Below are 26266 nucleotides of genomic sequence, written 5' to 3'. Positions count from 1 at the left end.
TCGTCCGTGCCAATCGAGAGGCCAACGAGGGTCTTGAGAAACCAACGCTCTAGCGACCTGCCCTGTACGGGACCGACCGCTTTCTGCCTAGTGGCCGCAATATTCAGTTTGGCGATTGATTCGTCTGCTGACGACAGTTCGTTATTGTGTTTGGTACAGAGAATCTTCCGCGTGAGTGACTCGACCCCAACTCTCTTCGGCTCTTTGCACCAATCGAAACCTTCGACCAATATGGACGTCTCTGACAACAAAGCACGAGATATCACATGCTCTCGCGACTTTTTTTTCAGAGCACTCGCGACGTATCGAAGCCCAGCACTCAGTTCGCTTTGCGCTGTCCATGAGGCCTAACGTTTGAATTAAGCCATGCCGCGAAGCGGCATCGGCTTAAGTGAATTGTTATTCGCAGTGCCGATAGAAAGCCGCCATTAGAAGTGCTTCCTAAGCTCTTGTGTGAACTCATTAATATTCGGCGGCGGTTTAAACTTGATGCCAAAGCTTGGTGGCGGCGATCCATCTTTCCTCGCGGATCTAGGATCAATTTGTGAGATCTGCTCAAGCACATCTAGGAACTCTCGGACCCCATCCCGGATTGGGGTCGACCAGCCCCACGTCATTTCATGTGCGTTTGTTAATTCTTCCGGTGGGTCAATGCTGCGTGCCTCAAGTTCGAAGGTGACCGTTGCTTGGTAGAGCTTGGACAGCTGTGTGACAGAGTCTTTTAAGTCTGCAAGGAAATTTTCGCTGCGAGGTCTAGCAAGAACTGATGGCAATTCCGAGGTGCTCTGAATCGCCACGGAGCGTGACAAGCGAAGCAGAACTTCCGGACGCCGCTTAATCCAGTCCAAGTACTCTTTATTGTCAATAGTCTTCGGGGCGACAAAGCTAGCTCCATTTTCTATGCGTTGTAGCATTCTGTCAGAAGAATTGATTCGTTCCTTTAGCATTTGCAGAGCTAAAGCGAACTGCCATCCGCACCTACCCTTCCGATGTATTGCTTGGGAAGCCATACTTTCATCGAGTAGGGCTTCTGGAACGCTGGCTTTATATCTTTGAATGGCTTTGTAAGATGCTACTGCCAACGCAGTTGCGAGCGCTGGAGCTGCAAGGATTCGAAGACTTATTGCTTCTCCGCCCAGCTCGGAAAGCACCTCGGCGACGCCCCAGAATGAGATTGTGACTGCAGCGAATAGTGGAATTTCCCTAGGAAGGAAAGGGAGGAATTCTTTTAAGCGATCGAAAAGCGACGTTTCCGTAAAGGTAACGGTGTGCTGGGTGTCGTAGATGCCATCGCTTGTCATTTCAGATACCCTTGAATTCAGTGGCGCATAACGCTTGAATTAAGCCAACCCGCGAAGCGGGTTCGGCTTGAATTAATTGTTAAATATGCTCACTCGTAACCCGCCTCTAACAAGGCATCAGCGTCAACGTACTTAAGTTGATCGTACTCGTCGAGTTTGAGTGAGCAGTACAAACACTGGATATCAGTAACGTAAACGCCTGATATGTACCCGAAGGTAGTGCCGTCCTCCGGGTCATGGTCGTAGTCATAGTCGGGTTCAAGCGTGGCAACCGCCAAATTTCCGCAGGCTGGGCACGGACAATCTGTGGTCTCGCTCCGCTTGGTTAGATAGGCATTGGTCACCTTCTCTGCGTGGGACACTATTATTGCGTTCTTGGATCGTTCCTCCCAGATCTTTCGGTGGCGCTCCAAGAGCGCTTCCATGTCGGCCAGGAAGTTGTCATGCGCAATTAGCTCCTCGCTGAGAGCTTCGAGACGAGTGGAATGCTGTCCTAGGAAATCTTGTGTGGATAAAGACAGGTCGGACGATATGTCGCGAATCACGTTGTGTAGATCGCGGCAAAGGAGACGGTCAACCCTAACCGCATCTAGCTCATCGCTAGAACGATGCAGGGCAATGTCTCGGAAATCAGCCAGAGTGTGGATGAACTGTGCATTGTCTTTGACGCCTTTGCTGAAGAGTGAGGCGCGTTGGATCGATGCTTTAAGTGTGATGACGTCTGGAGAGGCCTTCTTCTCCATGTCAGCAACCCTATCCGTCGCGGTGATTGCTTCGCGATGACAATGAAGGACGACGCTATCGAAGTCTTGCGACTTCAGAATAAGTGCAGGATTCACCTCAGCAATGATGTGCTTGAGCAGCTTCTCAATCCCGACCGCAACCAGCACAACAGCGTGGAAGCGCTGATCGTTCGTGGTTCCTTTGGCAATAGCTGGAGCAGCCAGGCTAATGTGACTTTTCGCGTCTTTCAGGTAGCGGCTATTGTTCTGCATGAACAGGTCTAACGCCTGAATTAAGCCGTGCCGCGAAGCGGTGTCGGCTTGAATGAATTTTTAGACACCCTTAGAGGCCGAGAAGCTCTTTGAATTCTTGAACTTCATTAGCTGGCTTTCCTTTTGGGGAATTTAATAGTCCTGGCACAACCATCTCTCGCAAAAGCTTGGTGTCTCTCAGGTTCAATAGACTCTTGTTCCGGGTTAGGCAATTGCCAATTAACATTACTTCTAACTGCTGAATATCTCTGTGCCCACTAGGGTTCGGAGAAGAAAGAGACCACTTGGGCGTGTATTTTGGAATCACCGTGAGTAGTGGCGTGCCTTTTCTTGCAGCAATGGCGTTGTTGTAGTGATTGATCTTATGCGGAGTGAAACACTCTTTTCGTAATGATTGTTTTTCAGCAAGCCCAACATACCAAGGCAAGATTCCTTTGCCAGCTCTAATCGAGAACACATAACAGCCGACGCCGGAGGAAGCATCCTCGCCATACAAAGAGTCCACTTTCTGCCAGAACGATTGGAGCGAAGATTTGTCCGCGGCAATGAGCCCATTTTTTTGCTTGGAGATTGCTACAGCGGGATATGGATAGAAGTTCATTTTTTCGCTGAGCACCTATGTCTGTGGGTGTCTAACGCCTGAATTAAGCCGCGCCGCGAAGCGGCGTCGGCCTGAATGAATTGTTAGGCCGCACTATCGGGCTCCCAACGTCGGTAAACAAGGTGCGTCAGCGAATGAAGGGGTCCCGGCAAAGGAGCGGCCACATGTTGCTCATCTAGATCCCAAGGCGCAGGGAAGTCCGCAATAACCTCTGCCGCCGCGCAAGAGCAGCTTTCTTGGGCTGGACCTTCGGCTGCACCGTCATACTCAAAGCGGAGGCGAACAACGAACGCGCTTTCATCGGCTTCGATGGAGGCTTGACGCAGCTCCGGATGGACCTCGCCCCAAAGCGCGCGAACTAAGGAGAGCGCCAGATTCTGACGTGATGCGATGCTGTCCATGCGGCCTAACGCCTGAATTAAGCCGCGCCGCGAAGCGGCGTCGGCTTGAATGAATTGTTAGGCTGCTGCCCTAGAGGACAACCTCTAAGTCGATCTCGTCCACGCATGTCTGCGGGCGCGAGTGATTTGCCGCAGTGACCCACGGCCCATCTTTTACTGTGACGTCGGACAGGCCCGCTATGGGAATGCAACGCCAGTTTTTGGCTGCGTCAGGGATGATTGGTCCGCTACTGCTTGTGCCGCCGAACTGATAAAACAGGGCTTGCTCTCGCCCGTTCTTCCTGCCGATCACGTGAGGGCACATTTCCCGGACGTGATCTTGGTAGGTGGCGACTACGATCTGCTTGTTTGCGATGGCGCTGCGGATAAGGTTGTACGTGCTGTTGCTCATGCTTCTACTCTCCTTGTGAAATGAAACAACAAAAGCAGCCTAACTAGCTATTCGGCCCCAAATGTGGGGCGTTGCGCCGAGTATGACCCGCCACTACGAGCCGCGCCATCGGGCGACTAGCCGCCGAACATCAAAGCCTTGGACCTTCCGGAATTTGCGCGGATGGGAAACTGTTAGGCGACATTCCTGCCTTCTGTCGTTACACGACGAATCCGTCGCGTAACTCACTTTTCGTTGGCTCAGAACGAAACAGGGCGACCGAATGGCCGCCCTGTTTCTCAGGATCACTTCACGACGCGAACGCGCGACGGACGTGCCTCACTTCAATCCACGATGCTCCAACAACGGCTCCACACTTGGCTCCTTGCCGCGGAACTCGCGATACGCCACCGCCAGATCACGCGAATGGCCGATCGACAGAATCTTGTCGCGGAAGATCTGGCCGTTCTCGCGGGTCAGGCCGCCGTTTTCGCGGAACCACTGGAAGGCGTCGTGGTCGAGGACTTCGGCGCCGAAATAGGCGTAGTAGCCGGCCGCGTAACCGCCGCCCCAGATGTGGCTGAAGTAACTCGTGCGGTAGCGCGGCGGCACGGCGGCGAGGTCGACCTTGTACTTCGTCAGTGCCTGCTTCTCGAATGCATCGACGTCCTGCTTGGCTTCACCCGCGGGCAGGGTGTGCCAGGCGAGGTCGAGCAGGGCGGCCGAGAGGTATTCGGTGGTCGCGTAGCCCTGGTTGAAGGTGCGGGCGGTGACGATCTTGTCGACCAGCTCCTGCGGCATGGCTTCGCCGGTCTGGTAGTGCTTGGCGTAGTTGGCGAAGACCTTGGGGTCGAGTGCCCAGTGCTCGTTGAACTGCGAGGGGAACTCGACGAAGTCGCGCGGGGTGTTGGTGCCGGCGACGGACGGGTACTTCGTGTTCGAGAAGAAGCCGTGCAGCGCGTGGCCGAACTCGTGGAACAGGGTGGTCACGTCGTCGAAGCTCAGCAGCGCGGGCTGGCCGGCGGCGGGCTTGGTGAAGTTCTCGACGTTGTAGACGACGGGAATCGTGCCGGTCAGGCCATTCTGTTCGACGAAGTTGCCCATCCACGCGCCGCCCTGCTTGCTGTCGCGCTTAAAGGGGTCGAGATAGAACAGGGCGAGCTGCTTGCCGTCGGCGTCGAAGATGTCGAACACGCGCACGTCGGGGTGGTAGACGGGGATGTCCTTCCGCTCCTTGGCGGTGATGCCGTAGAGCTGGTTGGCGGCGAAGAACACGCCGTCGTTGAGCACGCGGTCGAGCTCGAAGTAGGGCTTGATCTGCGATTCGTCGAGATCGAACTCGGCCTTGCGGACCTGCTCGGCGTAGAAGTCCCAGTCGGCGGCGCCGGCGGTGAAGCCGCCGTTCTGTGCATCGACCACGCCCTGGATCTTGGCGAGCTCGGCGCGCGCACGCGCGGTGGCGGCGGGCACGGTGTCGGTGAGCAGCTTCATCGCGGCTTCCGGGGTCTTCGCCATCTGGTCGGCGATGCTGTAGGCGGCGTAGTTCGGGAAGCCGAGCAGCTGCGCCTGGCGCGCGCGCAGTTCGGCGAGGCGCTGGATGGTGGCGCGGGTGTCGTTGGCATCGCCCTTCTCGGCGCGGCCGGTGGATGCGGCGAGCACGCGTTCGCGCAGGGCGCGGTTCTTCAGCGAGGCGAGTACCGGTTGCTGCGTGGTGTTCTGCAGCGTGAGCAGCCACTGGCCGTCCTTGCCGGCCGCCTTGGCGGCATCGGCGGCGGCGGCGATCGCGCCTTCGTCGAGGCCGTCGAGTTCGGCGACATCGGTGACGAACACGCCGCCGGCATTGCTCGCGGCCAGCAGCTTGTTGCCGAACGCGGTGGACAGCGTGGACGACTCGGCGTTGAGCTTGCGCAGCTCGGCCTTGTCGGCATCGTTGAGCAGGGCACCGGCGCGGACGAAGCCGTCATGGGTGTGTTCGACGACGGTCTTCTGCTCGGGGGTGAGGCCGAGCGTGTCGCGCTGGTCGTAGATGGTCTTGACGCGCGCGAACAGCCCCGGGTCGAGATGGATGGCGTCGCTGTGCTCGGCGAGCTTGGGCGCCAGCGCTTCTTCGGCGGCCTGCAGGGTCTCGTTGGTGTTCGCGCCGGTGAGCATGAAGAAGACGTTGGCCGAACGGGTCAGCAGTTCGCCGCTGCGCTCCATGGCTTCGATGGTGTTCTCGAAGGTGGGCGCTTCGGGGTTGTCGGCGATGGTGCGGATCTCGGCCAGGTGCTGCTTCATGCCTTCTTCGATGGCCGGCTGGTAGTCGGCGTCTTTCAGCTTGTCGAAGGGCGGGGCCTGGAACGGCAGCGCGCTGGCGGTGAACAGGGCGTTCTCGGTAGGCGCGGCGGTGGCGGCGGTATCGGTGGTGGGCATCGTGGGCTCGGCAGGGGTGCGGTCGCCGCAGGCGGACAGCGCCAGCGCGATCGCGGAAGACAGGAGCAGCGTACGCAACATGGGAGGGAACTCCGGAAAGACAACGCGGGGATAGCGTCGGTCGCGCTGGGCGCGGCCCGCCAGCCGCGCAGCGTGCGCCTGTCGCGGGCCGTTGGGTATGTGCCGTTGGTTGGCCGATTCAGCTTGTGGTGCGGGAGGGCGCGGCCTGGCCGCGACGGGCGCCGTTGCGTCGCACGGCGCAGGGCCCGTGCCGGTGCCCGGTCAGACGGTGCCGCGGTTCTTGCCCATCCAGGGCGCATACCAGTTGCGGATCATCGCCATGTCGGCGTCGAGATCGTCGCCGGGCTGGAACATCGGGCCGAAGCCGATGATCTTGTCCGGGTAATGGAAATACAGCGTCTGGATCGGCACGTTGGCGGCCTTGGCGATCTTCCAGAAGCCGGTCTTCCAGCGCTCGACCCGCTTGCGCGTGCCCTCGGGCGCGAGGCCGTACCAGAACGCGTCGTGGCCGTTGATCGCGGCGGCGGCCTGCTCGATGACGCGCGAGGCGCGGCTGCGGTCGACCGGAATCACGCCGAGCGCGCGCAGTGCCCAGCCGAGCACCGGAATGCGGAACAGCGAATCCTTGCCGAGCACGCGGATGTCGAGCCCCAGCGCGGCCTTGGCGGCGAAACCCCAGACGCCGTCCCAGTTGGACGAGTGCGGCGCGCCGATCAGCACCAGGCGCGGGACATCGGGCAGTTCACCGACGACGCGCCAGCCCCCGATCCGCAGGATGCTGCGGCCGATCCAGCGCGCGAGGCGGCTGGGCCTGACACGCGGGGCGCGCGGTGGAACGGGAACCAGGAACGGATACTTCGAAGTGCTCATGCGTCCTCGGCGCAGGGCCAACAGTGACGGGATCAATCCCAGTCGCGTGTGGCGCGACCGCGCTTGATGGTACTGCGTTCGCGTTTCGCCCCCAGGCGCCGCTCCTTCGCGCCGCGCGAGGGCTTCGTCGCCACGCGGGTCTTGGGCACTTCGTAACCGAAGGCGACGAAGGCCGCGAGGCGTTCGCGCGCGTCCTCGCGGTTGCGGTCCTGGGTGCGGAAGCGTTGCGCGTTGATCACCAGCACGCCGGCTTCGGTGATGCGCCGGTCGCGGCGTGCCAGCAGCCGCGTGCGCACGTGTTCGGGCAGCGACGGCGAGCCCGCGATGTCGAAGCGCAGTTCGACCGCGGTCGACACCTTGTTGACGTTCTGGCCACCGGGACCACTCGCGCGGACGAAACGCTCGACGAGTTCGGCTTCTGGAATGGCGGGCGGGGTGGACATCGGCGGCGATTGTAGACGCTGACATGCGATGGCCCCACCGCGAACGATGGGGCCGAAGGGTTTGCGGGTCTGTATGGCGAAGGTATCGACAGGTCGCCATTCAATCGGGCGACCCGTGTTCGCCCCCACCCAAGCCTCCCCCTTCAACGGGGGGCTTCAGAGCGCCGGAATTCCGGGAAACAACAGCAACGCCTTCGCGAACTCGTCGCCCGGCGGTGTGTCCACCACCAGGCGCGCGCCCGTCTGCGGATGATCGAAACCCACGCGCTCGGCGTGCAGCAGCATGCGGTGGATGCCGAGCATGCGGAAATTGCGGTTGTGGCGGCCGTCGCCGTGGCTGGTGTCGCCGATCAGGTGATGCGACAGGTGCTTGAGATGCCGGCGGATCTGGCGGAAACGGCCGGTCATCGGCTCGGCGCGCAGCAGTGCGTAGCGCGAGGTCGGAAAACCTGCGGACGGCACCGACAGCTCGGTCGTCGCCAGTCGGGTGAAGCGCGTGACCGCGGGTTTCTTCACCGGCTTGCCGGGACCGCCATCGAGCGGATGGTCGACGACGATGTCGTCCGGCCAGCCGCGGCAGATCGCGAGGTAGTGCTTGTCGACGCTGCGCGCCATCCACTGCGTGCCGAGTGCGGATGCGGTGTCGCGATCGAAGGCGACCAGCAGGCCGCCGCTGGTCGCGCGGTCGAGCCGGTGGATCAGGAACAGCGGGCGGCCAAACTGGTCGCGCAGGCGATCGGCGAGGAAGTCGTGTTCGTCGCGCGCGAGTGCGCTGTCGTGGACCATCAGGCCCGCCGGCTTGTTGACGACGGCCAGCCATTCGTCCGCGTAGCGCACCTCGATCATCGTGAATCCAGTGATGTGTCGCCGCCGGTCGGCCGCAACTGATCTGCTATTTTCGTCGATCGTCTTCGCCAACGGGGGATCCGCATGCAACGTCGTCTGCGTGCCTGTGTCGTGGTGTTGTTGCTCGGCACCGCATGGCCGCTGTGGGCCGCGCCGCCGCAGCTCGATGCACCGGTGCACGAAGCCGAAGGCATCCGCGAATACCGATTCGACAACGGCCTGGCGCTGGTGCTGTTTCCCGACGCCAGCAAGCCGGTGACCACGGTCAACGTGACCTACCGCGTGGGCTCGCGCCACGAGGGCTACGGCGAAACCGGCATGGCGCATCTGCTCGAACACCTGGTGTTCAAGGGCACGCCGACGCACACCGACATTCCCGGCGAGATGCGCCGCCGCGGCGTGCGCTTCAACGGCACTACGTGGCTCGACCGCACCAACTACTTCGCGAGTTTCTCCACCGACGCCGACACGCTGGACTGGGTGCTGCGGATGGAAGCCGACCGCATGGTGAACTCGCGCATCGCGCGCGAGGATCTCGACAGCGAGATGACTGTCGTCCGCAACGAGATGGAATCGGGCGAGAACAATCCTGTGCGCGCGCTGGTCCAGCGCGTGATGGGTGCGGCCTACCAGTGGCACAACTACGGCAACTCGACGATCGGTGCACGCAGCGATGTGGAGAACGTGCCGATCGACCGGCTGCAGGCGTTCTACAAGACCTGGTACCAGCCCGACAATGCGGTGCTGGTGATCGCCGGCGATTTCGATCCGGCACAAGCGCTGGCGACCGTGGGCGAGCGCTTCGGCGCGTTGCCCAGACCCACGCGCGCGCTGCCGGTGACCTACACGCGCGAACCCGCGCAGGATGGCGAGCGCCATGTCGTGGTCCGCCGCGTGGGACGCACGCCGTATCTCGTCGCCGGCTATCACATTCCTGCCGGCCGCCACGACGACAGCGCGGCCGTGGCGGTGTTGTCGCAGGTACTGGGCAGCACACCCGGCGGACGCCTGCATCGCAAACTGGTCGAGCCCGGACTCGCGACCGGTGCGTCGGCATCTGCACTGGCGATGGACGAGCCCGGCTATCTGACCTTCGTTGCCGAGGCGCCGGAAGGCAGTGACCTCGATGCGCTTCAGACCGAGCTGCTGGCGCTGGTGGAAGACGCGTCTGCGACACCGTTCACCGAGGCGGAAGTCGACGACGCGAAGCAGCGCATGCTCGCCGGCTACGAGCGCGCGATGCGCGACCCGAACGCGATCGGCGTGGCCTTGTCGGAAGCCATCGCGCAGGGCGACTGGCGTCTGCTGCTGCGCACGCGCGACCGGCTCGATGCGGTGACGGTGGCCGATGTCACGCGCGTCGCGCAGACCTATCTGCGTCGCGACAACCGCACCACGGGTCAGTTCCTGCCGACCGATGCGGTCGAGCGCGTGACGATCACCGAAGCGCCGACGGCGGAAGCCGCGCTGGAAGATTTCGTACCGCGCGCTGCGCTCGACGCCGGCGAAGCCTTCGATCCGTCGTACGCGAACATCGATGCACGCACGAAGCGCTCGACCCTGTCGAACGGCGCGAAGCTCGCGGTGCTCGACAAGGACACGCGCGGCAACTCGGTGCAGATCCGCATGAACCTGCGGCTCGGCGACGCCCAGCGCCTGCACGACCGCGCCACCGCCGGACAGATGGCCGGCGCGCTGCTGATGCGCGGCAGCGCAGGCTACGACCGCGCCGCACTGTCGCGTCAGCTGACGGCGCTGCGTTCGACGCTGAGCGTCGGCGGCACGGCGACCACGGTGACGGTGGCGGCGACGACCGATCGCGAACATGTCGGCGCGTTGCTCGATCTCGTCGCCGACGTGCTGCGCACGCCGACCTTTCCCGACAGCGAATTCACCCAGCTGCGCAGCCAGCAACTGACCGGCATCCGCAGCAGCATGAGCGAACCGGGTGCAGTCGCGAACGAAGCGCTGTCGCAGCACTTCAATGCGTTTCCGAAGGGCCACCCGTATCACGCGACGACGTTCGAAGAGCGCATCGCGCTGATCGAAGCATTGCAGCTCGACGACGTGCGCGCGTTCCATCGCGATTTCTACGGCATGGGCGACGGCGCAACGATCGCCGTGGTCGGCGATGTCGACGCAGGCGCGGTGCGCGCGCAGCTCGAAAGCCTGTTCGGAGACTGGACGCTGCCGACGCCCTTCGTGCGCATCGAGACGCCGTACATGCCGCGCGACGCGGTGCACGCGAAGCTGCTCACACCCGACAAGGCCAATGCGACGCTGATCGCCCGGCAGTCGCTGCGCATGCATCAGGACCATGCGGATTACCCCGCGCTGCTGATCGGCAACTACATCCTCGGCGGCTCGGGGATGAAGTCGCGCCTGGGAGATCGCATCCGCCAGCGCGAAGGCCTGAGCTACGGCGTGGGCTCGAATTTCTCGGCCAGCGTGTTCGACGATGCCGGCATGTTCGGCGTGTCGGCGATCGCCGCGCCGGAGAACATGGCGCAGGTGAAAACCGCGATGCGCGAAGAACTGCAGCGCATCCGCAGCGAAGGGATCACCCAGGCCGAACTGGACGACGCGCTCGACGGCATGCTGCGCGCGCGCCGCACCTCACGCGCGAACGATCCCGAACTCGTCGGCATGCTCGACAGCAATCTCTACATCGGTCGCGACATGGCGTACTCGGCCGCGTTCGAAGAGAAGTTGCGGGCGTTGACGCCGGAAGACGTGCGCGCTGCGATGGAACGGCATCTGCAGCCGGACGCGCTGTCGGTGTTCATCGGTGGGGATTTCAAGGACTGAGTGGCGTTGGTGTTCTCCCTCGGAGGGAGAAACGCCGCCTCGCAGGATGGGTAGCGCGAAGTGAAATCCATCGCTGCACAGTCCGTGCGGTCTTTCAGATTCCGGCATGTCCGTTGCCGACGTCGACGTAGGTTGGGTTTCGCTGACGCTCTATCCATCCTACGGAGGCATTGACCTCTCTACCCGCCCTCACCCGACGCGCTCTGCGCGTCGACCCCGGATCAGGTCCGGGGCAGGCGCTCTCCCGGAGGGAGAGGTGCTCGAAGGCGAGCCGAACCTCAGCCCGCCGGCGGGGGGGGTGCCTGCGAGGCCATCGCTTCGAGTTCGTCGCACATCTGCTTCTGCTGCGGCGGCGTGGCCTGGGTGAACTGGGCGTTGGTCTTCTCGTGCGCGGATGCGAACTCGCCATCGAACGTGGCGACATCGCCACCCATCTTGGTGAACTCCTGGCGCAGCTGGTCCTTGGCCTGGTCGAGCTGTGCGTCCGAGACGTTCGGATCGCAGAGCTTCGCCGCGGCGTGCATCGCGCCGGCGATGCCGGCGATCTGGGTCAGCATGGTGCTCGCCGCATCGCCGGTCAGCGGGGCGTCGACCGGCGGCGTGCCGGATTCGATCTGCGCTTGCGCGGCTTCCGATGGCCGGGTCTGCGTGTCCTCGACCGGCTGGGTCTGCGCTGCGTCGTCGCTCGCGGGCTGCGGCGCGGGATTGCACGCGGCGAGGCCGAACACCGCGGGCACGAGCAGGCAGGCGAAACGTCGGGTACGGGGAAGCGTCATGCGGCCATCTCCATCAGGGGAGCGGCGAGCCTAGCAAACGCGTTGCGAAGGCCAGGCGGTGTGCCGTCAGGGTGTCTGCGGCGTCGCGCGGCGCGAGCGGTAGGCCTGCAGATGCACCCATGCCGCGTCGAGATGCGGTACCGCGCGACCGGCCGCATGTGCACGCGCGCGCAGGTCGCCGATGATCTGCAGCGCCTCGACGTCCTGGCCGGATTCGAGATCGCGCAGCATCGAGGCGGTGACTGTCGAGCCGGGCTTCGTCAGCAGTGCACGCGCCTGCTGCGCGGCTTCAGCCGGAATCGCGTGTCCGTCCGCGGCGGCAACTGCGAGACATTCCTCGTGCAGCGCCGACAGGAATTCAGTGCCGCCGTCGGTGTCGACGATGCGGCCGATGCTGGCGCGCATCAGGCAGGTCGCCGCAGCGAGCGCGGCGAGGAAGGTGAACTTGTTCCAGGCGGCCTGCATGAAGCTGTCGCTGCGCACGGCATCGAATCCGGATGCCCCCGCGCACACCGCGTCCAGCGCGCGCGTGCGTGCACTGCCGTTGTGCGCCGCATCGCGCTCACCGAAGGTCATCGAGGGCGGCGATGGCAGATGCACGACTTCGCCGTCCTCGCCCTTCATCGCACTGATGAAACACAGGCCGCCGAGTACGCGCTCCGCGCCGAAGCGTGCGTCGAGCGCGGCGTAGTGCAGCAGGCCATTGAGGATCGGCAGTACGGCGGTGTCCGACGTCACGGCCGGCGTGATCGCGTCGATCGAGCTGTCGAGGTCGTAGGCCTTGCAGCTCAGCAGCACCAGATCGAACGGACGCTCCGCAGCAAGCGCAGGCAACGCATCGGCGGTGACGTGCGCCACCGGAAACTGCGCATCGCCCAGGCCACTGCGGATGCGCAGACCGTCGCGTTCGAGCTGCGCCGCACGTGCGGGACGCACGAGGAAGGTGACGTCGACGCCAGCCTGCGCGAGGCGACCGCCGAAGTAACCGCCGGTGCCACCGGCGCCGAGAACGAGAATGCGCATGACCAGTCCTTGTGCAGGGATGCGCGCGGCGCTCGCCGCGCGCAGGTAGACCTCAGCTGCGCAGGCCGATGCCGCGCTTGAGCAGCCACAGCGCCAGCGCGCCGAGTGCGATGACGAAGCCGATCATCAGCGCGAACGACACGCCCAGCGACACGTCGCTGACGCCGAGCAGGCCGTAGCGGAACGCGTTGACCATGTAGAAGATCGGATTGGCATGCGTCGCGGTCTCGGCCCAGCCGGGCAGCAGCGAGACCGAATAGAACACGCCGCCCAGATACGTCAGCGGGGTCAGGATGAAGATCGGCACGATGGCGACGTCGTCGAACTTCTTCGCGTAGACCGCGTTGACGAACCCGGCGAGCGCAAAGATCGTCGCGCCCAGCAGCACGGTGGCGAAGGTCACCAGCGGGTGCGGAATGCGGACCGTGGTGAACAGCATCGCGATGCACAGCACGATGACGCCGACGGCGAGCCCGCGCGCGACCGCGCCGATCACGTAGCCGCCCAGGATCACCCAGCTCGGCATCGGGCTGACCAGCAGTTCCTCGACATGGCGGCCGAACTTCGCGCCGAAGAAACTCGACGAGATGTTGCCGTAGCTGTTCTGGATCACGCTCATCATCACCAGGCCCGGCACGATGAAATCCATGTAGCGGATGCCGTCCATTTCGCCGACGCGCGCACCGATCAGGCCGCCGAAGATCAGGAAGTACAGCGTCATCGTGATCGCGGGCGGCACGAGGGTCTGGCCCCAGATGCGCAGGATGCGGACGATCTCGCGCCGCGCGATCGTGTACAGCGCGACCCAGTGGCGCTGCGCGGTGCCTTCGATGGCGGCGACGTCGGTGCTCTTCGTGCTCATGCCGTCTTCTCCTGCTGCGAGGCGGCATTGGGGCCGGTCATGCGCACGAACAGTTCCTCGAGCCGGTTGGACTTGGTGCGCATCGAGCGGACGCGGATGCCGGCGCCATCGAGCGTGGCGAACACGCGGTTGAGGTCCATCGCGCGCGGCATGTCGAGATCCAGCGTGTGGTCGTCGGTCGCGACCAGGGTGGTGCCTTCGATCGGCGGCAGCGTGGCGGGCAGCGTGCCGTCGATGTCGAAGATGAAACCCTCGACGTCGAGCTTGGACAGCAGCACGCGCATCGGACCCTGCTCGACGATGATGCCGCGATCGATGATCGCCAGGTTCCGGCACAGGCTCTCGGCTTCTTCGAGGTAATGCGTGGTCAGGATGATCGTCGTGCCGGCGGCGTTGATCTCCTTGAGCGTCTGCCACATGCCGCGGCGGATCTCGATGTCGACGCCGGCGGTGGGCTCGTCGAGGATCAGCAGCCGCGGGCGCGTCATCATCGCGCGGGCAATCATCAGGCGACGCTTCATGCCGCCCGACAGCGTGCGCGACATCGTCGTGGCCTTGTCCCAGAGCTGCGCGCGCTTGAGTTCCTCTTCGGCGCGCATCATCGCCTCGGCGCGCGGGATGCCGTAGAAGCCCGCGTAGTTGACGAGGATGTCGAAGGGCTTTTCGAAGAAGTTGAAGTTCAGCTCCTGCGGCACCAGGCCGATCAGGCGCATCGCCGCGTCGCGGTCGGCATGCAGATCGGTGCCGAACAGGCGCACATCGCCCGAGGTCTTGTTGACCAGCGAGGAGATGATGCCGATCAGCGTCGACTTGCCCGCGCCATTGGGGCCGAGCAGGGCGAAAAAGTCGCCCGGTGCGACGTCGAGCGAGATGCCCTTGAGCGCCTCGACACCGCCGTCATAGGTCTTGCGCAGATCGCGCACCGAAAGGGCGGCGTCGGCGGGGGAATTCGGGGACATGGTCCATCGCTCGTGCCGCGGACAGCGCGGCGGGGTCCGTAGTATAGGGACGCCCCGACGGGCCCGGCCGCAACGGCGCGTTGCATGCGTGGCGCCATGCGGCTGCGCAACACGGCATTGCGGCGTCTGCACCGGGCGCGCCGCGGCGACCCGCTACCATAGGCGCATGGAGCCCACCGGCCGCGGACCGCGCCGGACGCTCGTCGAATCACGGACAAATCCCCGCAGTGGCCATCACGCAGTTCCCCATCAAGCTCGTCTCGCGGCGCATGGTCGCGCCGACCGTCGCCCACCTGTCCTTCGTCCGCGACGACGGCCAGCCGCTGGACTTCATCCCCGGGCAGTTCATCCAGATCCATTTCGAGTACGCCGACGGCACGCCGACCAAGCGCTCGTATTCGCTGGCGACGATCCACGACCACGCGATCGGCCCGGGCGAGGCGATCGAGGTCGCCGTGAGCTACGTGCCTGGCGGCGCGGCGACGGCGCTGTTCGAGGGTCTGGATCTGGGCAGCACGGTGCAGGCCAGCGGGCCGTTCGGGCGCTTCTGCCTGATGCCGCAGGACACCAACCGCCGCTATCTGCTGGTCGGCACCGGCACGGGCGTCACGCCGTACCGGGCGATGCTGCCGCTGCTGGAGAAGGCGATTGCCGAGCGCGGCGTCGAGGTGGTGCTGCTGATGGGCGCGCGCACGCCGGCCGAACTGCTCTACGGCGACGATTTCCGCGCGTTCGCCGACGCGCATCCAAACTTCCGCTTCGTGCCGTGCTTTTCGCGCGAGCTGCCGGACGCGCCGCATGCCGACGTGCGCCACGGCTACGTGCAGCAGTTCCTCGAGGAGTTCGCCCCGGGCGAGGGCGACATCGCCTACCTGTGCGGCAATCCGAACATGGTCGACGCGACGTTCGAGGCGCTGAAGGGCTTCGGCCTGCCGGTGCCGCTGATCCGTCGCGAGAAGTACGTCAGCAGCAAATGACCCGCCGCGGATGACGACGCCCGACAGCGCCCCGCCGCCGCACGCCCCGTTCGCCTCCCTGATGCCGCCCGCGCCCGAAGCGCCGGCGGCGAAACGCGCGCTGTGGCGGCGCGCGCTGCGGCCGATGGCGCTGTTTCTCGCTGGCGGTCTGTTCGGCGTGGGCCTCGCGAAGCTCGGCCTGCCGGCGCTGGACGGGTTGCCGCGCGGCACGGGGCTCGCGTTGCTGGCCGGCTTCTTCCTGTCGCTGTGGCCGCACATCGTGCTGCACGAAGCGGGGCATGCGCTCGCAGGACTGTCGCGCGGCATGCATGCGATCGCGTTCGGGGTCGGGCCGCTCCGGATCGAGCGCGGCAGCGACGACCGCTGGCGCTGGCGCTACGGCGGCGGCGTGCGCGGCATCGGCGGATTCGCCGCCTTGCTGCCCCGCGGCGAACGCGGCCTGTCGCGCCTCGACCAGACGGTCTTCCTGCTGGGCGGGCCGCTGGCCAACCTGCTCACGGCGGCGTTGTGTCTGGCCCTGGTGGCCTGGGTGCCGATGTCGACCTGGTGGATGGCCGCGGGTCTGGGCGTGGCGCTCGGCGCCGCGTGTATGGGCCTGGGCAATCTGGTGCCGCTGCACCGGGAGGGCTGGCGCTCCGATGGCCGCGGCCTGCTCGATCTCGCGCGTCGCACGCCCGATGCCGCGCTGCAGCTGCAGATCAACCAGTTGATGGCGCTGAGCCTGGCCGACGTGCGACCGCGTGACTGGCCGGCCACGTCGATTCCCGTCGTGGACGCCGGCGTCGCCAGCGACGGCCTGCAGCTGACGGCGCGCCTGTTGCGGCTGTCGCACGCGTCCGATTGCCGCGATGCCGATGCTGCGCGCGAGGAAGCCGAGGCGCTGGCCGCCGCCTTTCCGAAAGCGCCGGCGGTGTTCCAGCCCGCCATCGCCGTCACGCTCGCCAGCCATGCGGCGCTGCTGGTCGGCGACCGCGGCTTGCTCGCCGCGTGGCGCGCGCGTTGCGAAGGCGGGCTGATGGACCTGTCGCCGTATCGCGCGTGGATCGATGCCGAACTCGCAGCCCTGGACGGCGACGCAGATGCGCTCGCGGCGCATCTCCAACAGGCGCACCTACTCGCGGAGCGGCTGCCGGACGCCGCCAGCCGGCGCGTGTTCGAGGAACGACTCGTCGTGCTGGCGCAGACCCGCGACGCCGGGGCTGTCGCGAGCTGACCCGACGGTGCAACCTGTCAAGCACGCTTGACACCGCAATTCGCGCCGCGCATGCTCCGTGTCAAGCCCACTTGACACACGGTCCCGCCATGGTCGCATCGTCCGCCCGTTTTCCCCTGCGCGCCGTCGCCGTCCTGCTCCTGGCTGCGGCGGTCGCCCTCCGCCTGCTGGTACCGACCGCGCCGGAATGGGCGAGCGTCCTGATCCTGCTGTCGGCAGTAGGCATCGGCGTAGTGTCGCTGTCGCGGCGCGCGACCGCCTGCGACGACGCGCCTCCGGCGCTGCGCCGCCGCTACACCCGCGATGTGCTCATCGGCATGGGCGCCTACACCGTGCTGCTATTCGTCTCCCTGCTGCTGTTGCGCAGTGTCGAGGCGCCGGCGTTGCGGGCGCTGATCGCGCTGCTGCCGGTCGCGCCGATCGCGCTGGTGCTGCGGGCGATGGTGCATTTCGTCCGCGGCGTCGACGAACTGCAGCAGCGCATCGAGTTCGAAGCGGTCTGCATCGCCGCCGCACTGGTCGCGTTCGCGTACATGACCGCCGGGTTCCTGCAGGCGGCGCGTGTCATCGACGTGCCTGCGAGCGCGGCGATGCTGTGGGTGTTTCCGCTGCTGTGCGGGACCTACGGCATCGCCAAGGCCGTCATCGCGCGGCGCTACCGGTGAGTGCGCGCGGATGAAGAGCCGGGTGCGCGAACTGCGCGAGGCCTGCGGCTGGTCACAAGCACAGCTTGGCGAACGTCTGGATGTCTCGAGACAGACGATCAACGCGATCGAAACCGGGAAGTACGACCCCAGCCTGCCGCTGGCATTCCGGATCGCCCGCGAGTTCGCCGAGCCCATCGAATCCATTTTCCTGTTCGAGGACGTTCCATGAGAGCAACGAGGCTTTCCCTGCTGGCGCTGGCCGCGAGCGCGACGCTCGCCGGCTGCAGCGGCGGTGCACCGGCGCCGGCCGACGGCGACGGCGCACGACCGGCGCGCATGTTCGGCCAGATTCCGTTCCAGGCCTGCACGCTCGACGGCGGCAACGCCGCCACGCGCGTCGAAGCGCAGTGCGCGACCTTCGAAGTGCCGGAGAACCCCGACGCACCCGAAGGCCGCAAGATCGGGCTCAACATCGCGTGGCTGCCGGCGGATTCGAACGACGGCGGCACCGCCGATCCGGTGTTCTTCCTCGCCGGCGGTCCCGGCCAGGCGGCGACCGAACTGGCCGCGCAGATCAACGCCGGCCTGCGTGAAGTGCGTCGCCAGCGCGACATCGTGCTGGTCGACCAGCGCGGCACCGGCAGTTCGAATCCGCTGACCTGCACCGATGCCGATGGCGAGGCGATGGAACTCGATGCACTGACCGCGCCCGACGACGCCGCGCTTGACGCCTACGTCGGCCGATGCCTGGCCGGCCTGGAAGACCGCGCGGATCCGCGCTTCTACACGACCGCCAACGCGATCCGCGATCTCGACACCGTGCGCGCCGCGCTCGGCGCCGAACAGGTGAACCTGGTCGGCGGCTCCTACGGCACGCGCGTGGCGCAGCAGTACGCGATGGCGTATCCGCAGCACACGCGCAGCATCGTGCTCGACGGCGTGGCGCCGAACGATCTGGTCGTCGGCGGCGAATTCGCACACACCTTCGAGGATGCGCTGTCGCTGCAATCGAAGCAGTGCGCGCAGGACGCCGCTTGCCGCGAACGCTTCCCGACCGATCTGCAGGCGCAGCTGCGCGGTGTGCTGTCGACGCTGCAGACGACGCCGGCGCCGGTGACCTATCGCGATCCGACCACCGGTGCGCAGCGCGATGGCGTGGTCACGCCCGATACGGTGACCGGCCTCGCGTTCCTGTTCTCGTACGCGCCGCAGACCGCGTCGCTGCTGCCGCTGATCCTCGACGAAGCGGCGCAGGGCCGCTACGGCCCGCTGATGTCGCTGTCGCAGCTGATGTACAGCAACGTCGGCGGGCAGATGACGCGCGGCATGCAGTGGTCGGTGATCTGCGCCGAAGATGCGGGCCGGTATCGCGAGGACGGCCGCGTCGCCGACACCATCCTTGGTCCGGGCGTGGCGCGCATGTTCTTCGGCGCCTGCCGCACGTGGCCCACCGGCGCGCCGCCTGCGAACCACACCGCGGCGCTGCAGTCCGACGTGCCCGCGCTGCTGATGTCGGGCGAGCTCGATCCGGTGACGCCGGCCGCCTACGCCGACCGCGTGCTGGCCGGTCTGCCCAACGGTCGCCATCTGGTGTTCAAGGGCCAGGGCCACGGCACGTTCGCGCTCGGCTGCGCGCCCAAGCTGCTCGCGCAGTTCATCGAATCCACCGATGCGAAGGCGCTCGACGCGACGTGCCTGGATGCGATGCGTCCGGTGCCACCGTTCACCAGCTTCAACGGGTGGTCGCCGTGACCGCGCCGCGCCTGCCGACGTCCCTCTTTCTTCCGGAGCTCCGCCGATGATCACGGCCCAGCAACTGCACAAGGCGTTCAAGACCAAGACCGGCACGGTCAAGGCCGTCGACGGCGTCGACTTCGTCGCCGAGGACGGCCGCATCACCGGCCTGCTCGGCCCCAACGGCGCCGGCAAGACGACGACGCTGCGCATGCTCTACACGTTGATGAAGCCCGACAGCGGCCGCGTGCTGGTCGACGGCATCGACGCCGCGCAGGACCCGGCGGCCGTGCGTCGCGTGCTCGGCGTGCTGCCCGATGCGCGCGGCGTCTACAAGCGCCTGACCGCGCGCGAGAACATCCGCTACTTCGGCGAACTGCACGGCCTGTCGAAGGCGGAGATCCTGGAGCGCACGCGCGTGCTCAGCGAGCAGCTCGACATGGGCGAGATTCTCGACCGCCAGACCGAAGGCTTCAGCCAGGGCCAGCGCACCAAGACCGCGATCGCGCGCGCGCTGGTGCACGACCCGCGCAACGTGATCCTCGACGAACCGACCAACGGCCTGGACGTGATGACCACGCGCGCGATGCGCGAGTTCCTGTTCAAGCTGCGCGCCGACGGCCGCTGCGTGATCTTCTCCAGCCACATCATGCAGGAGGTCGCCGCGCTATGTGACCGCATCGTCATCGTCGCCAAGGGCCGCGTCGTCGCCGACGGCACCGCCGACGAACTGCGCGAACGTTTCGGCAAGTCGAACCTGGAAGACGCGTTCGTCAGTGCGATCGGTTCCGAGGAGGGCCTGCTGGCATGAGCAACCTGAAATGGATGTGGTGCGTGGTGCGCAAGGAGCTGCTCGACATCGCGCGCGACCGGCGCACGTTGTTCATGGCGCTGCTGCTCGGCCCGTTGATGTATCCGCTGCTGATGCTGGGCATGAACTTCATGGCCGAGAAGCGCATGAAGACCGAGATGGACCGCGTGCTGGAGGTGCCGGTGATCGGCGCCGAGCATGCGCCCAATCTCGTCGCGCATCTGGCGACGCTCGGCATCCAGGCCGTCGATGCACCGGCGGATCTCGACGCGGCGATCGCCGGCCAGGACATCGACGTGGCGATCGAGATTCCGGCGAGCTTCGCCGAGGACTGGCACGCCGGTCGCCCGGCGACGGTCGAGATCATCAGCGACAGCACGCGCCGCAACGCCGAGACGCCGACGCGTCGTGTGCGGAATGCGATCACCGCCTACGGCCAGCAGGTCGGCGCCCTGCGCCTGCTCGCCCGCGGCATCGATCCGGGCGTGGTGCAGCCGCTCGCAGTCGGCACACGCGACACGGCGACCGAGGAAGCCAAGCGCGGCATCCTGCTGGCGGTGCTGCTGCCGTATCTGCTGATCCTGTCGAGCTTCATCGGCGGCTCCTACCTGATCCTCGACGCGACCGCCGGCGAACGCGAACGCCAGTCGCTGGAACCGCTGCTGGCCACGCCGGCGTCCCGCGGTGCGATCGTCAGCGGCAAGATCGCCGCCGCCTGCCTGATCGGCATGGCCTCGTTGATCCTGACGATGCTCGCCTTCAAGGTCAGTGCGCAGATGGGCGGCGGGTCGGCCAGGCTGCTCGACGTGAGCTTCATGGCGATCGGCAAGATGCTGCTGGTGCTGCTGCCGATGCTGTTCGTCGGCACCTCGCTGCTGACCTTCCTCGCCGCGACCGCCAAGAGCATGAAGGAAGCCCAGAGCCACATCGTCTGGCTGATGCTGCTGCCGATGGTTCCGAGCTTCGTGCTGATGATCAATCCGATCAAGACCGAGCTGTGGCAGTTCGCGGTGCCATTCCTCGCGCAGAACCAGCTGCTGCTGAAGATCATTCGTGCCGAGCCGATCGCACCGGAAGTCTGGGGTGTGTATCTGGGCGCGAGCCTGGCGTTGGCTGCGGCGCTGTGGATGCTGGCGGTGTGGCGCTACGGACAGGAGAAGCTGGCGGTTGCCGGCTGAGGTCAGCTTTCAGCGTCATAAGAAAGCCCGGCATTTTCCGGGCTTTTTCTTGCTTGTCCTTGTCAGACGTCTCGACGCATGACGCGGCTGTTCGTAACGCCGCGATGCGCCTGCGTACCCGAAGGGCGCCGCACATGGATGTGCGGCGTTTTCCGACCGAGGCAGGATGCCGAGTCGGAAAATCCCGGTGCGCTACAAGCCGCGGGCTGTGGACGTGTCGGGGAGACGTTTTTCTTTGGTTCCGTTTCTTTTGGCGTCCACCAAAAGAAATGAACTCGGCCGCGTCAGCGGACGAAAGCGGTTGACGTTGTTATTCGCTTCTCCGCCTGCGGCGGCGAGCAAGATCAAACGCTTCCACTCGCCTTGCGGCGAGCGGGTTCATTTCTTTTGCTGGCCCACGCGCGCAGTGCGAGCGGCGAAGCCGGCCCCGCAGGGGCGAGCATCGAAGATGCGAGTCAAAGAAACGGAACCAAAGAAAAAGATCCAGCCCGACGAAGCTCACCCGGCGTGTCATTCGTTCCGGGATTTTTCGACTCGCCCGCCTGGCTCGGTCGGAAAACGCCGCACATCCATGTGCGGCGCCCTACGGGTCTGCGATCGGCATCGACACGTTTCGCTCATGCAAAAACAGGTGCAGAAAGCGGGAGCCGAAGCAAACGCAAACGCAAAAGCAGAGCGCCGAATCAATTCGCCGTCGGCGAGAACCCGATCGTCCGCCGCGTCGTCACCGGCGCCGGCACCGGCTCGAAACGCCAGCGCCGCACCGCCGCCAAGGCCTCGCGATCGAAAGTGCGCGGCGGATCGGCGCGGACCACGCGTGCATTGCTGACCGAACCGTCGACGCCGACGGTGAACTCGACCATGACTTCGCCGCTCGTGCCGGCGCGCAGGGCGTCGGCGGGATAGCGCGGCGCGGGCGTGCTCAGCGGACGCAACTGCGCGGGCGCAGCAGACGGTGCGGGTGTCGCGGGTGCGGGCGCAGGGGTCTCCTGCGGCGCGGGTTCGGGGCGGGCCGGCTGCGGGCGGGCGGCCTCTTCGCGGGCGGCAGCCTGCCGGGCGGCTTCTTCGCGCGCCGCCTGATCGGTCGCGCTCTGCTGCTGCGCCAGCTGCTGCGCGGCGGCGGCCTGTTGCTGCTGCTGCTGGGCCGCGCGCTCGCGCTCCAGGGTCTGCGCGCGCTGGGCTTCCTGTTCGGCGGTCAGCTTCTGCTGCTCCACGCGGGCCGCGGCCTGTTCCTCGGACGTGGCGATGCTCGCGCGCAGGCGCTCGAGCGCAGGGTGCTTGCTGTCGGCGCGTTCGATCAGACCGAGCAGACGACGCGCTTCGGCGTAGTCGCCGCGATCGCGGCTCTGCTCGGTGGCGATGACGCTCATCGGCAGCAGGTCGATCAGCGCGCTGGAGGCCGCAGCGTCACCGGCCTGCTTCTCGCGCAACGCGAGGTAGTACTCCATCGCGTTCTCGCCGGCCGGCGCGTACAGACGGCTTTCCTGGTAGGCGGCCGCGCCTGCGCTGCGCAGCTCGTCGACCGACAGCCCGGCGATCGCGTCGTCGGCGGCCTGCTGACGCGCGGCGGCCTGCTGGCTGGCCTGCGCGGTGACCGCGCCCGGCGCGGCGGCGACAGGCGCTTCGGCCTCGTCGCTGCGCCCGCAGGCGGCGAGTACACAGGCCAGACCCACGGCGGCGGCCAGCCGCGCGCGGGACGCGCGACGGGTCGTCGGAATCTTCGAGACCATCATCTTTCCCCAAGGATGCATGTCCGCAAGAGTGCGTAGAACGCGTCAGCGGAGACGATTTGTCAATGCTTGCGCGTTCGCCGAGCACGCAGGCTGTCGACGCGATCACGAATCTTGGCGTCCCGATCGCCGTCGATGGCGCCCATTCGGTGCCCGGGCCGCGGGCTACTTGCCGATGCAGAAACTCGAGAAGATGTGCCCGAGCAGATCGTCGGGCAGGATCCGCCCGGTGATCGCGCCGACCGCATCGTGCGCGACGCGCAACGATTCGGCGGCCAGCTCGAGATGCTGCGCCGCCAGGGTGCCGCGCGCGTCGTCGACCGCATCGGCCGCATCGCGCAACGCATCGACATGCCGCTGCCGCGCGGTGAACGCGCCTTCGCCTGCGCGCGTGTCGCCGCCGAGCCGCGAGTGCAGCGCGTCGCGCAACGTGTCGAGCCCGGCGCCGGTGCGCGCGGAGACGTGCACGGCATCGCGCGCGATCGACGCGGCGTCGGCGAGCAGATCGGTCTTGTTGTGCACGACGATGCGGTCCGCCACATCGGCAATGGCGTCTTCCACCGATGCCCACCCCGCCTCCGGGTCGCGTGCATCGAGCACCACCAGCGCGAGATCGGCGCGCTGCAGTTCGGCGCGCGCGCGGCGCATGCCTTCCTGCTCGATCGCGTCACCTTCGCTGCGCAGGCCCGCGGTATCGACCAGGGTGAGTTCGACGCCGCCGATGCGCAGCGTCTCGTGCAGCAGATCGCGCGTGGTGCCGGCGATGTCGGTGACGATCGCGCGGTCCACGCCGGCCAGCGCGTTGAGCAGCGAACTCTTGCCGGCATTGGGCGGGCCGACAATCACCGCGTGCAAGCCGTCGCGCAGCCGCCGGCCCTGCTCGGCCTCGGCCAGCAGTTGCGACAGCGACACGGCAAGTGCCTCGATGCGGCGCGCGACCTCGTCGCCACCGAGCGTGTCGATCGGCTCGTCGGAAAAGTCGATCATCGCTTCAACGTAGACGCGCAGGTGCAGCAGCTCGGCGGCGAGCGCGTCGCAGCGATCGGAGAACACGCCGTCGAGTGCGCGGCGGGCGGCGCGGGCCGCGCGTGCGTCGCCGGCCGCGATCAGATCGGCGACGGCTTCGGCCTGCGCCAGATCGAGCCGGCCGTTGAGGAACGCGCGTTCGCTGAACTCACCGGGTCGCGCGAGTCGCGCGCCGAGCATGCGACAGCGCGCCAGTAACTGCTGCAGCACGACCGGGCTGCCGTGCGCCTGCAGCTCGACGACATCCTCGCCCGTATAGCTGGCCGGGCCGGGGAAGGCGAGCGCGAGGCCGTCGTCGAGCACGGCGCCATCGGCGTCCAAGAAACGCACGTGATGCGCATGGCGCGCGCGCAGGGCGCGTCCGCAGATCGTGCGCGCGATCGACAGCGACGCCGGACCCGACAGGCGCACGATGCCGACGCCGCCGGCGCCGGGCGCAGTGGCGATCGCGGCGATGGTCTCGGTGGATGTCGTCATTTCAGTGTTCCTCAACGCACGAGCCCGCCATGCGGCGGGCTCGTGGAGATCGAATCGGCGCGGCCGTCAGGCCTTCGCCGGCGCCTCGCTGTAGCGGCGGATCATCCACCACTGCTGCAGCAGGCCGAGGCCGCCGTTGGTGACCCAGTACAGCACCAGACCGGACGGGAAGAAGATCATGATCGCGCCGAACACCAGCGGCATGAACTGCATGATCTTCTGCTGCATCGGATCCATGCCGACCATCGGCGTAAGCTTCTGCGTCGCCCACATGATCGCGATGTTGAGCACCGGCAGGATGAAGTACGGATCGCGCGCGGTCAGATCCTGGATCCACAGCATCCACGGCGTGTGGCGCAGTTCCACCGACTCGAGCAGCACCCAGTACAGCGCGAAGAACACCGGCATCTGCAGCAGCACCGGCAGACAGCCGCCGATCGGATTGATCTTCTCCTTCTTGTAGAGCTCCATCATCGCCTGCTGGAACTTCTGCTTGTCGTCGCCGTAGCGCTCCTTGAGCTGGGCGATGCGCGGCTGGAACTTGCGCATCTTCGCCATCGACTTGTACTGCGCGACCGACAGCGGATACAGCGCCAGCTTCACCAGCAGCACCAGGCCGATGATCGACCAGCCCCAGTTGCCGATCAGGCCGTGCAGCTTGGCCAGCACCCAGAACAGGCCTTCGCCGAGCATCGCGAAGATCGAGAAGCGGCTGTAGTCGACGACGCGATCGAGACCGCGCACGCCCTGCGCCTGGATCAGATCGACCTGCTTGGGTCCCACCCACAGACGCGCGGTGGTCGAGGCCTGCTGTCCGGCGGGCACGGCGATCGGCGCGCCGAACTCGCGGATCAGGTACCGCGGCGCACCGGTGCTGCGATCGATCTGCATCGAGATCGTGCCGGTGTCGTCGGGACGCGGGATCCACGCACTGAAAAAGTGGTGCTGGACCATCGCGATCCAGATCTGGCTGTCCTTCGCGTTGAGCGGACCGTCGCTCTCAAAGTCGCCCAGCTGGCGGCGGCTGTAGCCGATGTCGCTGCCGAACCAGGTCGCGCCGGTCAGGCTGTAGGACTCGGGATTGGTCATGCCGCGCTTGACCGCCGGTGCGGTGCGGATCAGCTGGCGGTACGGAAAGCCCTGCCACGCGGTCGTGCCGGTGTTGACGATTTCGTCGCGGACTTCGATCGCGTAGTCGCCGCGGGTCAGCACGAAGCTGCGGCGGATCGTCACGCCGTCGGCGCCGGTCCACACGAAGGGCACGATGACGGTGTTCTCGCCCTGTGCGAGCACGGCCGACGTCGCGGTGCCTTCGGGCACGAACTGGCCCTCGTGGCTCGGCGCGGCATTGCTGCTGCTGACCCAGCCGGTCTGCGCGGCGTAGTAATGCAGCGGATCGGTGTCGAACATCCGCACCGGCGGCGCGCCGTCCTCGCGCGTCTGCGGATAGGCCAGCAGATCGGCTTCGATCACGTTGCCGGCGTCGAGCACCACCCGCAGCACGTCGGTCTGGGCGACGACCTGGCGCGCAGCCGGCGCGGCGGCGGCGGAGACCGGCGCAGCGCCCGGGGCCGGCGGCACCGGCGCAGCATCGGCAGGCGCGGTCGGCACGGCGGCACTGCCGGCAGCGGCGCCCGGCACGGTGACCGACGGCGACGCCTGGGCGGCGCTGGTCTGCGGCTGGGTCGCGGCTGCGGTCTTTTCCTTGCCCCACTCCATCCACAACAACACGGCCACCATCAGCCAGGCGAGGACGAGGAAAGTACGGATCTGGTTCATCAGGCA

24 protein-coding genes are annotated in these 26266 nt (G+C 66.1%); 8 read left to right on the top strand and 16 right to left on the bottom strand.

Annotated elements, in window-relative coordinates; genetic code table 11:
* Positions 1-428: 428 nt before the first annotated feature.
* The 9 genes from V3391_RS12690 to V3391_RS12655 all read right to left on the bottom strand — a co-directional run bounded on the left by V3391_RS12690 (position 429) and on the right by V3391_RS12655 (position 8260).
* A complete protein-coding gene (locus V3391_RS12690) occupies positions 429-1301 on the bottom strand; it encodes a hypothetical protein (RefSeq protein ID WP_332078792.1) in 873 nt (290 codons plus the stop codon).
* Between the two features lie 89 nt (positions 1302-1390).
* On the bottom strand, positions 1391-2296 hold the full coding sequence (locus tag V3391_RS12685) for a hypothetical protein (RefSeq protein WP_332078791.1): 906 nt from the start codon (positions 2294-2296) through the stop codon (positions 1391-1393).
* A gap of 70 nt (positions 2297-2366) precedes the next feature.
* Complete coding sequence (locus V3391_RS12680) at positions 2367-2897, bottom strand: hypothetical protein (RefSeq protein ID WP_332078790.1); 531 nt, start codon at positions 2895-2897, stop codon at positions 2367-2369.
* A gap of 83 nt (positions 2898-2980) precedes the next feature.
* Positions 2981-3298, bottom strand: coding sequence for a MafI2 family immunity protein (locus V3391_RS17865; RefSeq protein ID WP_484498683.1), 318 nt, complete (start codon positions 3296-3298; stop codon positions 2981-2983).
* A gap of 70 nt (positions 3299-3368) precedes the next feature.
* The gene (locus V3391_RS12675; RefSeq protein ID WP_332078789.1) at positions 3369-3689 is read right to left on the bottom strand and encodes a hypothetical protein; all 321 of its coding nucleotides are present in this window, start codon (positions 3687-3689) and stop codon (positions 3369-3371) included.
* 318 nt (positions 3690-4007) lie between these two features.
* Complete coding sequence (gene dcp / locus V3391_RS12670) at positions 4008-6080, bottom strand: peptidyl-dipeptidase Dcp (protein WP_425497294.1); 2073 nt, start codon at positions 6078-6080, stop codon at positions 4008-4010.
* Between the two features lie 282 nt (positions 6081-6362).
* On the bottom strand, positions 6363-6971 hold the full coding sequence (locus V3391_RS12665) for a lysophospholipid acyltransferase family protein (RefSeq protein ID WP_332078787.1): 609 nt from the start codon (positions 6969-6971) through the stop codon (positions 6363-6365).
* Positions 6972-7003: 32 nt separating this feature from the next.
* Positions 7004-7414, bottom strand: coding sequence for an alternative ribosome rescue aminoacyl-tRNA hydrolase ArfB (arfB, locus tag V3391_RS12660; RefSeq protein WP_332078786.1), 411 nt, complete (start codon positions 7412-7414; stop codon positions 7004-7006).
* Positions 7415-7570: 156 nt separating this feature from the next.
* Positions 7571-8260: a pseudouridine synthase gene (locus tag V3391_RS12655; RefSeq protein WP_332078785.1), complete on the bottom strand. Its 690-nt coding sequence runs from the start codon at positions 8258-8260 to the stop codon at positions 7571-7573.
* Between the two features lie 84 nt (positions 8261-8344).
* On the opposite strand from V3391_RS12655, the gene V3391_RS12650 reads away from it, so the two are divergent.
* Entirely contained in the window at positions 8345-11068 is a 2724-nt protein-coding gene (locus tag V3391_RS12650) for a M16 family metallopeptidase (protein ID WP_332078784.1), read from the top strand.
* Positions 11069-11346: 278 nt separating this feature from the next.
* Here V3391_RS12650 and V3391_RS12645 read toward each other — a convergent pair whose 3' ends face one another.
* The 4 genes from V3391_RS12645 to V3391_RS12630 form a co-directional block, all read right to left on the bottom strand.
* Complete coding sequence (locus tag V3391_RS12645; RefSeq protein WP_332078783.1) at positions 11347-11844, bottom strand: hypothetical protein; 498 nt, start codon at positions 11842-11844, stop codon at positions 11347-11349.
* Between the two features lie 66 nt (positions 11845-11910).
* Entirely contained in the window at positions 11911-12867 is a 957-nt protein-coding gene (panE, locus tag V3391_RS12640; protein ID WP_332078782.1) for a 2-dehydropantoate 2-reductase, read from the bottom strand.
* A 52-nt stretch (positions 12868-12919) separates the two neighbouring features.
* The gene (locus V3391_RS12635; protein WP_332078781.1) at positions 12920-13729 is read right to left on the bottom strand and encodes an ABC transporter permease; all 810 of its coding nucleotides are present in this window, start codon (positions 13727-13729) and stop codon (positions 12920-12922) included.
* A complete protein-coding gene (locus tag V3391_RS12630) occupies positions 13726-14688 on the bottom strand; it encodes an ABC transporter ATP-binding protein (RefSeq protein ID WP_332078780.1) in 963 nt (320 codons plus the stop codon). Before V3391_RS12630 ends, V3391_RS12635 begins: the two co-directional genes overlap by 4 nt.
* Positions 14689-14957: 269 nt before the next feature.
* Between V3391_RS12630 and V3391_RS12625 the strand changes: the two genes are divergently transcribed.
* The 7 genes from V3391_RS12625 to V3391_RS12595 all read left to right on the top strand — a co-directional run bounded on the left by V3391_RS12625 (position 14958) and on the right by V3391_RS12595 (position 21248).
* Positions 14958-15665: a ferredoxin--NADP reductase gene (locus V3391_RS12625; RefSeq protein WP_425497293.1), complete on the top strand. Its 708-nt coding sequence runs from the start codon at positions 14958-14960 to the stop codon at positions 15663-15665.
* A gap of 10 nt (positions 15666-15675) precedes the next feature.
* Complete coding sequence (locus tag V3391_RS12620) at positions 15676-16878, top strand: site-2 protease family protein (protein ID WP_332078778.1); 1203 nt, start codon at positions 15676-15678, stop codon at positions 16876-16878.
* Positions 16879-16967: 89 nt separating this feature from the next.
* Complete coding sequence (locus V3391_RS12615; protein WP_332078777.1) at positions 16968-17543, top strand: hypothetical protein; 576 nt, start codon at positions 16968-16970, stop codon at positions 17541-17543.
* Positions 17544-17553: 10 nt separating this feature from the next.
* Entirely contained in the window at positions 17554-17754 is a 201-nt protein-coding gene (locus tag V3391_RS12610) for a helix-turn-helix transcriptional regulator (RefSeq protein WP_096296798.1), read from the top strand.
* Positions 17751-19277 carry an alpha/beta fold hydrolase gene (locus V3391_RS12605; RefSeq protein WP_332078776.1) on the top strand — a complete coding sequence of 509 codons (1527 nt, stop codon included), beginning with the start codon at positions 17751-17753 and terminating at the stop codon, positions 19275-19277. Before V3391_RS12610 ends, V3391_RS12605 begins: the two co-directional genes overlap by 4 nt.
* A gap of 46 nt (positions 19278-19323) precedes the next feature.
* Positions 19324-20070 carry an ABC transporter ATP-binding protein gene (locus V3391_RS12600; protein WP_332078775.1) on the top strand — a complete coding sequence of 249 codons (747 nt, stop codon included), beginning with the start codon at positions 19324-19326 and terminating at the stop codon, positions 20068-20070.
* On the top strand, positions 20067-21248 hold the full coding sequence (locus tag V3391_RS12595) for an ABC transporter permease (RefSeq protein ID WP_332078774.1): 1182 nt from the start codon (positions 20067-20069) through the stop codon (positions 21246-21248). Before V3391_RS12600 ends, V3391_RS12595 begins: the two co-directional genes overlap by 4 nt.
* Before the next feature lie 683 nt (positions 21249-21931).
* On the opposite strand, the gene V3391_RS12590 is transcribed toward V3391_RS12595, so the two are convergent.
* From V3391_RS12590 to yidC, 3 genes are all read right to left on the bottom strand, one after another.
* Positions 21932-22999 (bottom strand): energy transducer TonB, encoded by a 1068-nt coding sequence (locus V3391_RS12590; protein ID WP_332078773.1) that lies wholly within the window; start codon positions 22997-22999, stop codon positions 21932-21934.
* Between the two features lie 144 nt (positions 23000-23143).
* The gene (mnmE, locus tag V3391_RS12585; RefSeq protein WP_332078772.1) at positions 23144-24481 is read right to left on the bottom strand and encodes a tRNA uridine-5-carboxymethylaminomethyl(34) synthesis GTPase MnmE; all 1338 of its coding nucleotides are present in this window, start codon (positions 24479-24481) and stop codon (positions 23144-23146) included.
* A gap of 66 nt (positions 24482-24547) precedes the next feature.
* The gene (gene yidC / locus V3391_RS12580; RefSeq protein ID WP_332078771.1) at positions 24548-26260 is read right to left on the bottom strand and encodes a membrane protein insertase YidC; all 1713 of its coding nucleotides are present in this window, start codon (positions 26258-26260) and stop codon (positions 24548-24550) included.
* Positions 26261-26266 lie beyond the last annotated feature (6 nt).

This window comes from Luteimonas flava (genome assembly GCF_036584485.1).
Lineage (GTDB): Bacteria > Pseudomonadota > Gammaproteobacteria > Xanthomonadales > Xanthomonadaceae > Luteimonas > Luteimonas flava.
Note: the sequence above shows the minus strand (reverse complement) of the source record. Positions and strands in the feature narration are given on the sequence as shown.

Coding starts and splice junctions, on each gene's coding strand:
- V3391_RS12605 (WP_332078776.1), top strand. CDS start 17,751: ATGAGAGCAACGAGGCTTTCCCTGCTGGCGCTGGCCGCGAGCGCGACG.
- V3391_RS12635 (WP_332078781.1), bottom strand. CDS start 13,729: ATGAGCACGAAGAGCACCGACGTCGCCGCCATCGAAGGCACCGCGCAG.
- V3391_RS12625 (WP_425497293.1), top strand. CDS start 14,958: ATGGTCGCGCCGACCGTCGCCCACCTGTCCTTCGTCCGCGACGACGGC.
- V3391_RS12685 (WP_332078791.1), bottom strand. CDS start 2,296: ATGCAGAACAATAGCCGCTACCTGAAAGACGCGAAAAGTCACATTAGC.
- V3391_RS12645 (WP_332078783.1), bottom strand. CDS start 11,844: ATGACGCTTCCCCGTACCCGACGTTTCGCCTGCCTGCTCGTGCCCGCG.
- V3391_RS12680 (WP_332078790.1), bottom strand. CDS start 2,897: ATGAACTTCTATCCATATCCCGCTGTAGCAATCTCCAAGCAAAAAAAT.
- panE (WP_332078782.1), bottom strand. CDS start 12,867: ATGCGCATTCTCGTTCTCGGCGCCGGTGGCACCGGCGGTTACTTCGGC.
- V3391_RS12615 (WP_332078777.1), top strand. CDS start 16,968: ATGGTCGCATCGTCCGCCCGTTTTCCCCTGCGCGCCGTCGCCGTCCTG.
- yidC (WP_332078771.1), bottom strand. CDS start 26,260: ATGAACCAGATCCGTACTTTCCTCGTCCTCGCCTGGCTGATGGTGGCC.
- V3391_RS12620 (WP_332078778.1), top strand. CDS start 15,676: ATGACGACGCCCGACAGCGCCCCGCCGCCGCACGCCCCGTTCGCCTCC.
- V3391_RS12690 (WP_332078792.1), bottom strand. CDS start 1,301: ATGACAAGCGATGGCATCTACGACACCCAGCACACCGTTACCTTTACG.
- V3391_RS12665 (WP_332078787.1), bottom strand. CDS start 6,971: ATGAGCACTTCGAAGTATCCGTTCCTGGTTCCCGTTCCACCGCGCGCC.
- V3391_RS12675 (WP_332078789.1), bottom strand. CDS start 3,689: ATGAGCAACAGCACGTACAACCTTATCCGCAGCGCCATCGCAAACAAG.
- V3391_RS12610 (WP_096296798.1), top strand. CDS start 17,554: ATGAAGAGCCGGGTGCGCGAACTGCGCGAGGCCTGCGGCTGGTCACAA.
- V3391_RS12600 (WP_332078775.1), top strand. CDS start 19,324: ATGATCACGGCCCAGCAACTGCACAAGGCGTTCAAGACCAAGACCGGC.
- arfB (WP_332078786.1), bottom strand. CDS start 7,414: ATGTCCACCCCGCCCGCCATTCCAGAAGCCGAACTCGTCGAGCGTTTC.
- V3391_RS12650 (WP_332078784.1), top strand. CDS start 8,345: ATGCAACGTCGTCTGCGTGCCTGTGTCGTGGTGTTGTTGCTCGGCACC.
- V3391_RS12590 (WP_332078773.1), bottom strand. CDS start 22,999: ATGCATCCTTGGGGAAAGATGATGGTCTCGAAGATTCCGACGACCCGT.
- V3391_RS12655 (WP_332078785.1), bottom strand. CDS start 8,260: ATGATCGAGGTGCGCTACGCGGACGAATGGCTGGCCGTCGTCAACAAG.
- V3391_RS12630 (WP_332078780.1), bottom strand. CDS start 14,688: ATGTCCCCGAATTCCCCCGCCGACGCCGCCCTTTCGGTGCGCGATCTG.
- dcp (WP_425497294.1), bottom strand. CDS start 6,080: ATGCCCACCACCGATACCGCCGCCACCGCCGCGCCTACCGAGAACGCC.
- V3391_RS12595 (WP_332078774.1), top strand. CDS start 20,067: ATGAGCAACCTGAAATGGATGTGGTGCGTGGTGCGCAAGGAGCTGCTC.
- mnmE (WP_332078772.1), bottom strand. CDS start 24,481: ATGACGACATCCACCGAGACCATCGCCGCGATCGCCACTGCGCCCGGC.
- V3391_RS17865 (WP_484498683.1), bottom strand. CDS start 3,298: ATGGACAGCATCGCATCACGTCAGAATCTGGCGCTCTCCTTAGTTCGC.